This is a genomic window from Clostridium estertheticum subsp. estertheticum, from assembly GCF_001877035.1.
Lineage (GTDB): Bacteria > Bacillota > Clostridia > Clostridiales > Clostridiaceae > Clostridium_AD > Clostridium_AD estertheticum.
This window is the reverse complement of record NZ_CP015756.1, coordinates 1,997,922-2,012,861: the sequence shown is the minus strand read 5'-3', so window position 1 is coordinate 2,012,861 and position 14,940 is coordinate 1,997,922. Positions and strand designations below refer to the sequence as shown.

Below are 14,940 nucleotides of genomic sequence, written 5' to 3'. Positions count from 1 at the left end.
CTAAGCTTTATTTTGACTTCCAAATATCAACATATGTCTCTTTACATTAAGATATGCCCCTTCTATTTCTGCCTGATGCAATTCAAAGTAATCAACCTTTTCAGATTGTTCATATAACCTTCTAACATTTTCTTCAACTGACGCAAATGTTGCAGTTGCTATATTTATTTTTCTAATTCCAAGACTTATACATTTTCTAAAATCATCCTCGCTTATACCTGTTCCCCCGTGGAGTACTAATGGAACCCCTACACTTTTATTTATTTTATCTAATACATCAAAATTCAATTCTGGTTTTTCTAAGTATACTCCATGAGCATTCCCTATTGCTACTGCTAATGCATCAACACTAGTTTGCACATAAAACTCCTTTGCTTCATTTACCCCAGTACATAATGCTGATAAATTTTCTGAGCCATCTTCACTACCGCCAACACGTCCTATTTCAGCTTCTACGTCTGCATTATATTTTATTGCCTCAGAAATAACTTCTTTTGTTAACTTCATATTTTCTTTAAGTGTATGTTTTGAACCATCTATCATAACTGAAGTAAATCCAATCTCAAGAGCTTCCTTTATTCTTTCTATTGTAATTCCATGGTCTAAGTGTACAGATACTGGAACTTTTGCATTTTTTGCTGCTGCAATCATCATCGGTCCTATTAAACATAACGGTGTATGATTTAATCTTACTTCCGCTATTTGAAGTATCATCGGTGATTTTAATTCTTCACCAGCTTTTATAGCTCCCATTATCATCTCCATATTTGCTATACTAAAAGATCCAACTGCATATTTTCCTTTTTCTGCTTTACTCAATAAATCTTTCATACCTACTAATGACATTTATTCCACCTCTTTCATAATGATTCATATATTTATAACAATTCTCTTTAAATTCGATTTTGCCAAACAATCGCTTTTATGTATTCGTTATCATCGCCCCTACAAATTTATCCATATTATTTATATGTATTGGTTTTAAAATCAAGTTGCTCATTTTTCAACCTCCTATGTTGTTATTTCATTGTTACCTATTGATTATATTGTACACGACTTAACCAACACTTGTCAATGCTAATTGGCTATTTTTTTGCTTATTTATTGAAACATTGAGTATCTTATAATCAAACTTAGAATTTAAAGCTAAAAATGCGTGTTCACAGTGGTAAAAGTAGAAGGGCAATATACCTCTTAAACATATAAAAGCTGGTGAATTAATTCACCAGCTTTCATATATTTAAATTAACTATTCCCATAACCCTTTTGTTAATTTTTGAATTTCGTTAAGCCTCTTTTTAGTTTTCTCTATATCAATAATAATCACATCATTATCAATACTTAGTACATCCCCCTCTTTAGCTATACTAGGAATTTTAGATTTTTTAATATCTATCATAGTCCTGTCTTCTTTTTCACAAACAGCATAATTCCCTTCAAATCTATCGATTATTACATTCACTTAATTACCTCCTGCACATATATTACAAGGATCATTATGAGAAGAAATTAATTCTTCACCTAGCGTTCCACTTAATATAGTCTTACTTCTTGCGAGTGTTCTACAATTTTTATCATAATGATATGATTTCCCTGATGGAGTATAATATACAATTTTACTATTATTTGATGATTTAGGCAATTTTATCGCAACTTTTTTAACTGTCGAGTTTCCGCTACTTGAAAAACTTTTACTAGAAGAACTTGAGCCTGACCCAAGAAAAGCATAACTACCTGGTTTAGTATTAAAGGTTATATTTTTACCATCAGATGTCGCGACTATTGTTCCACTTTCATCAGTCCTATAAACTTTAACACCTTTCGCTTTCAATTTATCCATTGTAGATTTGTGAGGATGGCCATAACTATTGTCTTTGCCTGCTGAAATAATCGCATATTTAGGATTTACTTTATCTAAGAATGCCTGAGTAGTTGATGAGCTAGAACCATGATGTCCAACCTTAAGCACATCAGCACTTATGTCAATACCTTTGGATAACATTTCATTCTCAGATGCTCCCTCTGCATCCCCGTCAAAAATAAAGCTATTATTTCCAAAGGTTAATCTTATTACAATTGAAAAATTATTTAAATCTTCATAGCCAGTACTGTTGGGTGCTAAAATTGTAGCTGTTGCACCCCCTACTTTAAAAGTTTCCCCCACTGTAGGTGCAATTACTTTCATTCCCTTAGCTTTAATAGCACTTACCACATCTAAAAAAGTCTTAGTATTTGATGTAGCCTTTGGCATATAAATTTTACCTATTTGAAAACTATTTATTACATAGTCAAGTCCTCCAATGTGGTCCTCGTGTGGATGAGTCCCTACAATATAATCAAGTTTCGTAATACCTTGCTTTGTTATATAATTTTTAACAGTACTTGAGTCTTCATTATTTCCTGCGTCTATTAGCATTGAGCTTGTTCCTTGCTCTATCAAAATACTATCAGCTTGTCCTACATCTATATATGAAATCCTTAATTTACCATTAGCTTCCTTTTTGTTAGCTAAGCTTATATTTTTAGTAGATTGAAGCTGTTTCTCAGTTGTATTCTGCTTTGACGATACTTTACTTGATAAAGTTGTTTTTGTAACATTTTCAGGTACACTTGAGCAACCAGTCAAGCTGAAAATAAGTATTACCCCCAAAATAGAAGTCAGATATTTTTTAATATTTCTCATTTTAATCCCCTTGTAATATATTTTTTACTTTTGTTCTAAAATAACATAATCATATATATAATTATATTCGAGCAATTACATAACTGCTAATACATTTTTATATCGCGTTTAAAATGCTCTACCTACAATTAAATCATTACACTGTCATTATTCAACAAATATATGCAAATATCCTTCAATTTTTGTATAAATAATAAAACAACCAAATACTACTCCAAAAGTTATATAAAAATCTTACAAATAAAATGAATAAGATTTGTAAAATAGTCAATAATTTAAATATACCAACTTTATTGTTATATGTATAAAAAATACTGCATTGGGTCCCCCCCAAATGCAGTATTTTGCTTTTAAATTTTCTATATCTTTACGTAATGCTTATAGATTTAAACAGTGGTAAAATAACAAAAGAAGAAAAGTTATGCCCTTATTAACTGAGCACAACTTTTCTTCTTTATATTAATAATCTATACTCTACTCTAAGAAAAAGTCTTTCAACAAATATATATCGTCTCTTACAAAAATCAGCATACCCTTTCCAAAAAAGTCATAGGCTTCAAAAGGTGCATTCCTAAATGGTAGATCAATTTCTTCCACCATTTTTTTTAGTTTTTTTGAGTATTTAAATAATATTGCATTTTGGTGATTTCTCTTTGCTGGTGTACCAAAAAAATGTATACTTTGATCTGTTTCCATAATAAAATCACATTTATTAAAACAGTATCCTTCTTTAAATAATTTTTGATTATTGATCTTAATAATATTTTCTTTGATATTAAAATTTAATTTATATTCAGCATTATTATGGATCTTTTCTTTAAATGATTTTACAAACTCCGCATAAATTTCATTTGGTGTTTTATTTTTTTTTATTCTTCTTTCTCCTATATATGAATAAGACCCATCATCCAAATTAACTTTAAAATCATCAGCATATACGCAATTTTCATCAGCACATACCTTTTTTATACTTCTAATCATGTTAATGTCCGGTTCTTTTTTTCTTAAATTAAACTTAGATTCATATTTGTCATAGAAATGTTTCCATATATAATCCCCTGTTTTCATGTCAATGCAAGCTATTCCACAGTTATACTCCCCCTCTATACCAAAATCAAGAGTTCTATTGGTCAAAATCATTTGTTTTTCTTTTATATATATAGCTCTTGAAAAATAATGTTCCCACTTAGTATTCCAAATCAAATTTCCTCCATTATCTATCAAAACTCCACCGTTTGATAATAGATATTCATCGTTTATATTTAATAAATGCTTTTGGCCTAGTATTGTTGGACAATCTTTAGAAACAACCTTCTTATACTCAATCTCACTCATTATTATAGTTCTCCTTTTTGCTCTATTAATAATATGTTTAATATTCTATACTATTCGTTTATTTCTTAATTTAATAAAAAAAAAGCAACAAAAACTATTTTAGTTTTTGTTACTTTTTCTTTAATTTTAATTAGTATATAACTTTCCAATTATCATTAACGGTTGCTTTAATTGTTTTTCTCTTTAGTATATAATTTGCAATCAGTTCAGCCATATCTACCTGTATATCTTTAAGGACTGGTTTACCCCTAAACAATAAATAATTACCACCGCCACCTGCTCTGTAATTATTCATTACTACAGAATATTCCCCTTCCATATTAATAGGAGCGTTTTTATAATTAATTTTCGTAATTCTAAAGTTTATAGGTTTTGTAATATCTATAACATAATCTATGCCTTCCCACATATCATAATTATAATGTTGAAGTTTAATATTATTACCATTCTTTGCTAACCTTACCTCACCATCAACTAAACTAAAATATTCTGCAGTTCTCTCGAGAGCCGCTTTTATATCAGAACCTTTTATCCTAATTACCTTTAATGTATTCGGATATTTGTAATTTGATATTATATCTCTCATCGTAATCTTATAATTAAAACCCTTACATTTATTATCAAAGATAGCTGTGTTTGATATATCAACCTTTGCTGCATCCATCTGAACATTATTTATAAACTCAACAAAAGCATTATCTTTAAGCCTTACCTTTAATGGGTCTTTTATAAGCATGTCCCCTTCTACATGTCCAATCGGAATATCAAGCCAAGCTTGCGTTTCTGTTTCTATTGGGCATGTAACATTCAAAATTGTCTTATCAACATCTAAGGCATTTGCATCAATAACTTTAGACACTTTACTTCGCACCGACCATTTGCCAGATATTTTGACTAAGTCCATAGTTACTTTGCCAATGCAATTACCATTGTAACCTGGTTGCACAACTAAAACACCATTTACCAATAAATTTTCTATAACTCTATGTTGGTGGCCAGTTAGAAGCACATCTATATTACTCACTTTAGTACATAACTCATAACCTTGATTTTCTCCTGTGAGTTTTTCAGAAGGTTCCCCCGTTTCTAAATCTCTTTCAAACCCGCCATGATAGGATACTATATTTATGTCCGTAGCTTCTTTATCTTTCATTATATGGAGCCAATAGCTTGCGCTCTCTACTACATCTTTAAAATCTAAGTCCTTAATTGTACCTTCACTTTCCCAGTTAGGAATATACTTAGTTGTTACCCCTAAAATACCTACCCTTAAACCATTATTAAAAGTTTTAACAATGTAAGGTTTATTAATAAAACTTTCCCCTGTAATTTTATTTGTAATATTAGCACATAACCATGGAAATTTTGAAGTTTTTATAGCATTATCCAAATAAGCCCTTCCATAATTAAATTCATGATTGCCAATTACAGCAGCATCGTATCCCATAAGGTTCATGACCTCAATCATTGGATTTGGCCTACTATTATTAATTTTAGCATGAAAATATGTAAGCGCTGTACCTTGAACCATATCCCCATTATCTATAAGTAAGGTAGCCTGATTTATTTCTCTTTCCCTTTCAATTATAGTGGATAAGGCTGCGAGGCCACAGTTTGCATAGGAGTTGTCCGAATAATTTATAGGTAAGACTGTTCCATGAACATCACTAGTTTCTAATATTGTTAGTCTAAAATTTTCATTAATACACATATTAAACTCTCCAATCAAAAGATAAATAATTCTAATAACTAATTTTATCATAAAACAAGTCTATATGATAATAAATTTGATTTCCTCCTCTCTAAGGTTCAATCGTGTACATAGCCACTTCATCAATTTCACGGTTTGTAGCTATAATAATATCTTTATGATCTTTTACATAATGATATACATTAGCAGGTCCACACCCTGTATCAATATTTTCGCATTCTATCTTTCCTTTTTCAATATTATACGTAAGTGCAAATAGGGATTTTTCGCCTTGTCTATGTCCAACTACAATAGAAGGTTTTCCACATAAATCCCCTCCATAAAGGGCATGAGTAAATTCTACAGGCTCATGATGTGCATACATTTCTTTGTAAGTTCCTTCTATCTTCTTATATATTCGCACAGTTTCTCCATGAAAAGGTGCAAGTACAGCCAATTCCATTTCCCCATCATTGTCAATATCCACTAGAACAGCATCACTTGAAGGAGTATTTATTAGTTGCTTAATTTCCCATTCCACCCCTTCTACCTCTGGAGGTACAAACTGAAAAACTCCAATTTCAGATGAAATTACAGCTGTCTCTACTCCATCTTCCATCACTTTATAATATCCGTGATTCTTTAGCATACCATCCTTTATTACCTTTAGCTCAAGCTGAAACTCCTCATTAAATTTGCTTAAATCATTAGGAAGCTTAGCTGCATATACCTTTCCAGGGCTTGACCAGTCATCTTTATATTCATGACCTGATTTTAAAGTACATGCTATTAGGTATATATTACCGTTTCGCTTGATTAAGTCGAATCTGTGTACATGAGGAAGGTTTACTAAAGTTTTAACACTCCATCGCCCGTCCGTGCCAGGTGTTACTATTACAATTTTCGCTTGTTTTGAATCATTCGGTGAATAAAACTTATGCGTTGCCAAAAACTGTCCATTAGTTCCTGGTACCTGAACCATACTCATAACACCACCAGGTTCATTCCATACTGTTTCAATTTCATTTCCTTCTAAATCAAAAAGTATACAACGATCAACTTTTTCAGCTGCTACTAAAAAACAGTTTGTACCCTTATATTTTAAGGGAGCTACTGAATAACATTTTGTTAAATTTGCAATGACCTTTTTATTAATTTTCATATTTGCCACCTCATCTAATATATTTATTTTATTTTTGACCATAATAAGCATTTACACCATGTTTTCTTAAAAAATGCTTGCCTAGAAGATTATTGTCTATAGATCCTAGCTCCTCATTTAATTGAATACTTCTATAAGCCATTTTTGCAACCTCTTCCATTACAACAGCATTATGAACCGATTCCATTGCATCTTTTCCCCAAGCAAAAGGACCATGATTATTTACTAATACACCTGGTACAAATTCCGGATTAATTCCTTTAAATGTCTCCACAATTACCTTACCAGTTTCATATTCATATCTTCCCTTAATCTCTTCTTTCGACATTTTTCTAGTACATGGAATACTTCCATAAAAATAATCTGCTTGCGTTGTTCCAAAACAAGGTATTGACATCCCGGCCTGTGCCCAGCTCGTTGCCCAACTTGAATGAGTATGCACTATACCTCCAATTCCTTTAAATTCTTTATAAAGTAATATATGTGTATCAGTATCTGAGGAAGGATTTAATTTACCCTCCACTATTTTGCCATCTAGATCAATTACTACCATATCATCAATTTTCATTTTTTCGTAGGAAACTCCACTTGGTTTTATTACAATTAATCCTTTTTCTCTATCAATTGCACTTACATTTCCCCAAGTAAATGTTACTAATCCCTTTTTAGGAAGCTGTAAATTAGCTTCTAACACTTTTTCTTTAAGCTCTTTTAGCATTTACCATCCCACCTTCGATCATTTTTTCTTTAACAAATATTCTTGCGTTATAAATATCACGCACAGCATCTTCTTTGGTAGTAATCTTGCTATTATCAGCCCACATTTCTATTAGAAAGGGTCCTTGATAATTTAATTCTTTTAATTTTTTAAAAAGTGCAGCAAATTTTACAATCCCCTCACCAAAAGGAACCTCTTTAAATACTCCTGGCTTTGTTTCTTTTACGTGAATTGCAACAGTATGTGGAAGTCCAAGTTCTAGTTCTGCCTCAACATCGCTACCCCAAGCACTCAAATTACCTAAATCTGGATATATCTTAAACCAAGGGGAATTAAATTTAGTTATATATGGCATTGCTCTTAATATAGTACTTATAAATTTGGTATCCATTATTTCAAGTGCAAGCATTACGCCTGCTTTACTTGCCATTGCTATGGATTTTTCCATTCCCTCTATAAAAAAAGCTTTTGTAATCTCATCCTCTTCCTCATAATATACATCATAGGCAGCTAATTGAATTGTCCGTATCCCTAGATCCGCGGATAGTTCAATTGCCTTTTTCATAATATCCAAGGCTTTACTACGAGTATTTCCATCTTTACTTCCAAAGGGGAATCTTCTATGACCACTTAAGCACATACTTGGAATCATAACCCCAGTAGCACTAATAAGCTTCTTTAATTTTTCTCTTTCTTCCTTTGACCATTCAAGTCTGGCTAACCTTTCATCTGTTTCATCAATTGAAATTTCCAAATAGTCGAAACCAGCTTTTTTTGCTGATGTTAACTTTTCTTCCCAGGAAAAACTAGAAGGCAAAGCTTTTTCATAAATACCAATAGGAACTCTATTTAAATCATACATATTCCTTCACACCCCTTTGACTAAACTTTTATTTAAATATATCATCTAGTTTTTCCTCAGTCAACATATTGCCATACATTGCACATATGCGCAGTTTAATTCGTAAGCCTTACTATATATAGTTTATTGCATTTTTTTCATTATAATATTATAATTATATTATAAGTATATGTTCACTATAAATATCATTTGTTCAATACCTTATAGTATTACTTGCTCTAAAATTTTTATTTTTCTACTGAGCAACTGAATTATTACTAATTAACTGCCCTTGGCATATAACTTTTACCTAAAATATTGATTAAAAAGGAGTTTTAATTATGAATGACTTTGATAATATGAATGAAAATGAAAAAAACAGTCTTTTAGCTAGTGTAGCAAGTCTTTATTATGAACATGATATGACTCAATCACAAATCTCTGAACGTTTGTTCACTTCGCGTTCTAAAATTTCAAGATTATTAAAAGAGGCAAGGGATAAAAAAATAGTAGAAATAATTATAAAAGAACCTTGGGAAAGATTAATGGACATTGAGAATGAATTTATAAAGAGATTCAAACTAAAACATGTAAGAATTATTAATACAAAGGGATCTTCATATGAATTAACTCTGATTAAACTTGGTGAAATTGCAGCTTACTATATAGATGCTAAAATAAATAAGAATACTATACTTGGTATATCTTGGGGAAACACTATATACAATACTGTTCAAAGTCTTAAGTCTAACAAAAACATTCCCCTCACAGTAGTACAAATAATGGGAGCTGCTTTAAAAGATAATCCAGAAATAGATGGAATAGATCTAGTAAAACAATTCGCGAAGATTTACGGAGGAAAATATCATTACTTATTAGCTCCCCTTTTTGTGGAGGATAAAGATATGAAAGATAAACTTATACGTGACCCTTATATATCAGATACTTTGTCTCTTGCTAAGAGAGCCACAGTTATATTAACAAGCGTAGGGTCTATAGATTCAACTATTTCTAATACGGCCTGGAGCAAATATATAGACAGCTATACTCAATATTCACTTCAATCAAGTGGAGCTGTTGGACACATTGGCGGGCGTTACTATGATATAAATGGTAAACAAATTGAGTCTGAGTTAAACAACACTATTATAGGAATTGATTTAATAGATTTTTATAACGCACCAGATGTCATTTGCGTTGCAGGATCAAAAGAAAAATCTAAAGCTATATTAGGCGCAATAAGAGGTAAATATATAAAAACACTTATAATAGATGATACCGCAGCGTTAAAAATTTTAGAATTGGATGATGAAGTTCAATTGTAGCCTTTGCACATATGTGCAATTGTTACACATATGTTGACATTGTATAATAATATCGCTATCATAAAAGTATACAGAATATCAAAACTTAATTTTATAAAGGAAGTGATTAAAATTAACAATAATATTATTCTTAATGAAAACATCATTCTTTCAGAAAACATTAATTTAAATGCTACAGCTAAAGATTGGGTAGAAGCTATGAGACTTTCAGGTCAACTACTCGTTAACTCAAATTACATTACTGAAGGATATATTGACTTAACAATTAAAACTGTTGAAGAATATGGTCCATACATTGTAATAATACCAGGACTTGCATTATCTCATTCGAGGCCAGATGTAACCGTTTTAAAAACCGGTATCAGTTTGCTTTCCTTATCAAAGCCAGTGCATTTTAATTGCGAAAATGATCCTGTAGACATCGTTATAACACTCGCTGCTGTAAATGATACTGATCATCTTGGTTTACTTTCAAAATTAAGCGATTATCTCTCAGAAGAAGAAAATATGGACTTTATACGTAATTGTACAGACCCAGAAGCATTAGCAAGAGAATTAAACAAATCTCATATAGAATAGTATTTAATTAGGGGGTCAAATTAGTGGATATTAATAGTATTGCGAATAGTGGATTCTTTAAAGTGTTTTCAGACAACATTCTTACAAAACCAGAATATTTCATTAGTTTAATTGTATTAATTTGTTATTTATTTCTAAGAAGACCAATACACGAAACTTTTGCAGGAACAATGAAATGTATCATTGGCATAATGATTTGGAATATAGGTGCTGGTGGTCTTGTTACTACATTCAGACCTATTCTTGCAGGTTTAAATGATCGTTTTCACATGAATGCCGCAGTTATTGATCCATATTTTGGACTAGCTGCTGCAAATAAAAGCTTAGGTTCATTAGCCTCAATGGTTATGATTGCACTTATGTTCGCATTCTTATGGAACTTACTATTAGTTGCCTTTGGTAAAATAACAAAAATAAGGACTCTTTTCCTTACAGGTCATATCATGCTTCAGCAGGCAACAACAGCAACTTTTATTGTATTCTTTGCATTACCTGATTACGCTAATGCAACTGGAGCTATTATAGTAGGTTTGCTCGTTGGTACATATCAAGCTGTATTCTCAAACTTAACAGTTGAAGCATGTAACAACCTTACAGACAATGCTGGTTTTGCTATTGGTCATCAGCAAATGGGAGCAGTTTGGTTAACAGATAAAATTGCTGGCAAACTAGGTAATAAAGATAAAAACCTAGATAACATAAAATTACCTAAGTTTCTTTCAATATTTAATGATAACGTTGTGACCGCTGGTACTTTAATGTTAGTTTTCTTTGGTATCATTATGTTGATTCTTGGTGAACCGTACATGAGAGGACTAGAAAACCCAATCGGCAAAGTTGCTTCTGGTAACTTTCCAGCAACATTATCCTTCGCAGCTTATATTATAAATCGCTCTTTAACATTTTCAGTTTACCTATTTATACTTATGAGTGGTGTTAGAATGTTTGTTGCAGAACTTACAACAGCTTTCCAAGGTATATCTGATAAATTTATACCAGGATTAACTCCTGCTGTTGATTGCGCCGCTACTTATGGATTTGGTGCAAAGAACGCCGTTGTATATGGTTTTGTTTTTGGAGCACTTGGTCAGTTCATAGCAATCGCAGGGTTACTCATATTTCATTCCCCGGTTATGATTATCACAGGTTTCGTACCAGTATTCTTTGATAATGCAACTTTAGCAGTATTTGCTAATAAACGCGGTGGTGTCCGTGCCGCTACAATAATACCAATTTGCTGTGGCATGCTTCAGGTACTAGGTGGTGCTTTTGCAATATGGTTCTTTGGTGCAGGAGTTCAAAACCCTCTTACTGGCGGATGGCATGGTAACATTGATTGGGCTACCATTTGGCCTGCATTCGGTGTTTTTGCAAATACATTTAAAATATTTGGTGTATTTGCTCTAATTGTAGCAATGCTCGTTATTCCTCAAATACAATATCGTAAAAATAAATCAAATTATTTTACACATGTAGACATTGATTGTTAAACTCATATTAAAAAAGGAGATATTAAAATGAAAGTATTAGCAGCTTGTGGAAATGGAATGGGATCAAGCCAAATGATTAAAATGAAGATTATTAAGGTTTTCAAAAAACTAAAAATTGACGTAGATGTTGATCACCTTAGTGTTGGTGAGGCAAAATCCGTTATATCTTCTTTTGACATGGTTTTTGTCTCCGAGTCCTTAGTATCAAATTTTACAAATGCCCGTTCTAAAACAAAAATTATAGGACTTAGAAATCTTTTATCGGAAGTAGAAATAGAAAGTAAAATCAGAGAAGCTTTAAATCTAGACGAAGTAAAATAATAATTATAAAAGGAATGGTGAATAATATGAGTAAAATAGATGATATAACAAGAGAATCCTGGATACTAAGCACTTTCCCCCAATGGGGAACTTGGCTTAATGAAGAAATTGAAAGAGAAGTAGTTAAGCCTGGTAGCTTTGCAATGTGGTGGCTTGGTTGTACAGGCCTTTGGGTAAAATCAGAAGGCAATGCAAACCTTTGTATTGATTTATGGTGTGGCACAGGTAAAAAAACGATGAAAAATCCTTTAATAAAACCAGAACATCAGATGGCAAGAATGTCTGGATGTAAAAAATTGCAACCAAACCTTAGAGTAGCTCCTTTTGTTTTAGATCCATTTGCTATTAAACAAATTGATGCTGTAATATCAACACATGATCATAATGATCACATTGATATAAATGTAGCAACTGCAGTTATAAAAAATTGTGATTCATCTGTACCTTTTATAGGACCTCAAACTTGTGTTGACCTCTGGATTAGCTGGGGCGTACCTGCAAATCGTTGTATTGTAGTAAAACCTGGAGATGTTGTTAAAATTAAAGATACAGAGCTTATTGCTCTTGAATCATTTGACCGTACTGCATTAATTACAGTTCCAAAAGAAGTTACTCTAGCAGGTAAAATGCCTGGCAACATAGATGAACGTGCAGTAAATTATATTATAAAAACACCAGGTGGAACTATTTATCACAGTGGTGATTCACATTACTCTAACTATTATGCTAAACACGGAAACGATTATCAAATAGATGTAGCACTAGGTTCTTTCGGAGAAAATCCTAGAGGCATAACCGACAAAATGACTGCATCAGACATACTTAGAATGGGTGAAGCTTTAAATACTAAAGTTGTAATTCCATTTCATCATGATATATGGTCAAACTTCCAAGCAGACACCGAGGAAATTAATGTACTATTTGAAATGAAAAAGGACAGATTGCAATATAAATTCCTTCCATACATCTGGCAAGTAGGAGGAAAATTCATTTATCCTGCAGATAAAGATAAACGCGAATACCATTATCCTCGTGGTTTTGATGACTGTTTTGATGGAGACATAGATTTACCATTTAAATGTTTCCTTTAAAATGAGAAATTACATCTCAATGGAATAAAAATAAATCTGACATCATTATTCATATGGTGTCAGATTTATTTTTAATTAAAATTATTATTCATTTTCTTTAATAATTTTAAAAATATTACTTTTTCTTCTTGTGAAAAATCTTTATATGCAGTAATATTCACTTCATTAGAAATAGCCTTATACTTGTCTTTTATCTGATTACCTCTACTAGTAATTATTATATAAGTAACTCTTTTATCTGTTTCATCTTTTTCCTTTGTTATATATCCATACTCCAATAGCTTATTTATCAATGGTGTTATGGTTGATTTATCTTTTCTAGTTATTTCAGCAATTTTCTTCATTGTTAACTTTCCATTATTCTCGTATAGAGCAGTGAGAATATTCCCATGAGACGGAATCAATCCATTTAGTCCATTTTCAAGTAATTTCTTTTCGATAAAACTTATCATTTTTTTTCTAGTTCTGCTTATAAAATGTATTATATATTTATCATTCATATAAAAACCTCAACTTTAGACTTATGTATATAACTTAATAATTATGTATATTATAATCTTATGTTAAAGTATAAGTCAATATAAACTGACTTGTAAAATAGTTTGACATAAAACTATTTTATATATATAATTAGTTTTATGTCAAACTATTATTTTTAGAGAGGAGAGTTTAAATTTATGACAACGAGAAAATTTAAAGCCATGGTAGTAAGTGAACATGAGAATAATACCTACTCAAGCGAAATTGTAGATAAAGATATTTCTAGTCTTCCTGAGGGAGATATCTTAATTAATGTAAAGTATTCATCAATAAATTATAAAGATGCTCTTTCGGCAACTGGCAATAAAGGAGTAACAAAAAAATATCCTCATACACCAGGAATAGATGCTGCAGGAATTGTGGTTGAAAGTATAAATGAAAATTTTAAGGTTGGAGATTCTGTAATAGTTACAGGATACGATTTAGGCATGAACATCCCTGGAGGTTACGGCCAGTATATCAGAGTTCCTGCTGACTGGGTAGTTAAGTTACCTGAAAATCTTTCGCTGATAGAAAGTATGATATATGGAACCGCAGGTTTCACAGCTGCTTTATCTGTATATAAACTAATAGCATCAGGTATTACTCCATCTAATGGAGATATATTAGTAACTGGTGCAACTGGTGGAGTAGGAAGCAGTGCAGTAAGTATACTCTCTAAACTTGGATACAGCGTTATTGCCGCTACAGGCAAACCTGAGGCAAAAAATATGTTATTAGGAATAGGAGCAAAAGATATAATTCTCAGAGGAGAAATAGATGATAAGTCAGGAAGAACTCTTCTAAAAGGGAGGTGGGCTGGAGTAATAGATACCGTCGGTGGAACTATTCTGGCAACAGCACTTAAATCCACTAAATATGGTGGAAGTGTAACTTGTTGTGGAAATGTTGCTTCTCCGGAACTTTTAACTACTGTATACCCATTTATACTTAGAGGTATATCTCTCTTTGGGGTAGATTCTGTTCAATGTCCTATGGACTTAAGATTAAAGCTATGGAATTTGCTTTCAAATGAATGGAAACCCGATAATTTAACTTTAAACGTTCAGAAAGAAAGCCTAACTAATTTAGATTCAAAAATTCAAATGATTCTTAAAGGAAAACTAGTAGGTAGAACTATAGTAAATCTTGATTTATAAGAATTTCAGGGATAATAATAGTAGGG

The 14,940-nt window shown here is 31.6% G+C and carries 15 protein-coding genes; 6 read left to right on the top strand and 9 right to left on the bottom strand.

What is annotated here, in order from left to right; genetic code table 11:
- The 8 genes from A7L45_RS09225 to A7L45_RS09190 all read right to left on the bottom strand — a co-directional run bounded on the left by A7L45_RS09225 (position 1) and on the right by A7L45_RS09190 (position 8,450).
- Entirely contained in the window at positions 1-846 is an 846-nt protein-coding gene (locus A7L45_RS09225; protein WP_071612504.1) for a class II fructose-bisphosphate aldolase, read from the bottom strand.
- Positions 847-1,249: 403 nt separating this feature from the next.
- Positions 1,250-1,462: a DUF3006 domain-containing protein gene (locus A7L45_RS09220; RefSeq protein WP_071612503.1), complete on the bottom strand. Its 213-nt coding sequence runs from the start codon at positions 1,460-1,462 to the stop codon at positions 1,250-1,252.
- Entirely contained in the window at positions 1,463-2,683 is a 1,221-nt protein-coding gene (locus A7L45_RS09215) for a ComEC/Rec2 family competence protein (protein WP_071612502.1), read from the bottom strand.
- A gap of 474 nt (positions 2,684-3,157) precedes the next feature.
- Entirely contained in the window at positions 3,158-4,018 is an 861-nt protein-coding gene (locus A7L45_RS09210) for a hypothetical protein (protein ID WP_071612501.1), read from the bottom strand.
- A 130-nt stretch (positions 4,019-4,148) separates the two neighbouring features.
- Positions 4,149-5,780 (bottom strand): bifunctional metallophosphatase/5'-nucleotidase, encoded by a 1,632-nt coding sequence (locus A7L45_RS09205; protein ID WP_224616977.1) that lies wholly within the window; start codon positions 5,778-5,780, stop codon positions 4,149-4,151.
- Positions 5,781-5,820: 40 nt separating this feature from the next.
- A complete protein-coding gene (locus tag A7L45_RS09200) occupies positions 5,821-6,870 on the bottom strand; it encodes a hypothetical protein (RefSeq protein WP_071614930.1) in 1,050 nt (349 codons plus the stop codon).
- 28 nt (positions 6,871-6,898) lie between these two features.
- Positions 6,899-7,588, bottom strand: coding sequence for an L-ribulose-5-phosphate 4-epimerase (gene araD, locus A7L45_RS09195; protein ID WP_071612500.1), 690 nt, complete (start codon positions 7,586-7,588; stop codon positions 6,899-6,901).
- On the bottom strand, positions 7,572-8,450 hold the full coding sequence (locus tag A7L45_RS09190; RefSeq protein WP_071612499.1) for an L-ribulose-5-phosphate 3-epimerase: 879 nt from the start codon (positions 8,448-8,450) through the stop codon (positions 7,572-7,574). Before A7L45_RS09190 ends, araD begins: the two co-directional genes overlap by 17 nt.
- A gap of 320 nt (positions 8,451-8,770) precedes the next feature.
- Between A7L45_RS09190 and A7L45_RS09185 the strand changes: the two genes are divergently transcribed.
- The 5 genes from A7L45_RS09185 to ulaG are packed head-to-tail and all read left to right on the top strand — an operon-like array spanning position 8,771 to position 13,235.
- Positions 8,771-9,754, top strand: a complete 984-nt coding sequence (locus A7L45_RS09185) for a sugar-binding transcriptional regulator (protein WP_071612498.1) — start codon at positions 8,771-8,773, stop codon at positions 9,752-9,754.
- 30 nt (positions 9,755-9,784) lie between these two features.
- Positions 9,785-10,333, top strand: a complete 549-nt coding sequence (locus tag A7L45_RS09180; protein WP_084647583.1) for a PTS sugar transporter subunit IIA — start codon at positions 9,785-9,787, stop codon at positions 10,331-10,333.
- A gap of 23 nt (positions 10,334-10,356) precedes the next feature.
- Positions 10,357-11,823, top strand: a complete 1,467-nt coding sequence (locus tag A7L45_RS09175; protein WP_224616981.1) for a PTS ascorbate transporter subunit IIC — start codon at positions 10,357-10,359, stop codon at positions 11,821-11,823.
- A gap of 27 nt (positions 11,824-11,850) precedes the next feature.
- Positions 11,851-12,144 carry a PTS sugar transporter subunit IIB gene (locus tag A7L45_RS09170; RefSeq protein ID WP_071612497.1) on the top strand — a complete coding sequence of 98 codons (294 nt, stop codon included), beginning with the start codon at positions 11,851-11,853 and terminating at the stop codon, positions 12,142-12,144.
- A 26-nt stretch (positions 12,145-12,170) separates the two neighbouring features.
- Positions 12,171-13,235, top strand: coding sequence for an L-ascorbate 6-phosphate lactonase (gene ulaG, locus A7L45_RS09165; RefSeq protein ID WP_071612496.1), 1,065 nt, complete (start codon positions 12,171-12,173; stop codon positions 13,233-13,235).
- Positions 13,236-13,306: 71 nt separating this feature from the next.
- Here the strand turns inward: ulaG and A7L45_RS09160 are convergent, their stop codons facing one another.
- On the bottom strand, positions 13,307-13,735 hold the full coding sequence (locus tag A7L45_RS09160; protein WP_071612495.1) for a MarR family winged helix-turn-helix transcriptional regulator: 429 nt from the start codon (positions 13,733-13,735) through the stop codon (positions 13,307-13,309).
- A 177-nt stretch (positions 13,736-13,912) separates the two neighbouring features.
- Here A7L45_RS09160 and A7L45_RS09155 point away from each other — a divergent pair, with 177 nt between their 5' ends.
- On the top strand, positions 13,913-14,914 hold the full coding sequence (locus A7L45_RS09155; protein ID WP_071612494.1) for a YhdH/YhfP family quinone oxidoreductase: 1,002 nt from the start codon (positions 13,913-13,915) through the stop codon (positions 14,912-14,914).
- Positions 14,915-14,940 lie beyond the last annotated feature (26 nt).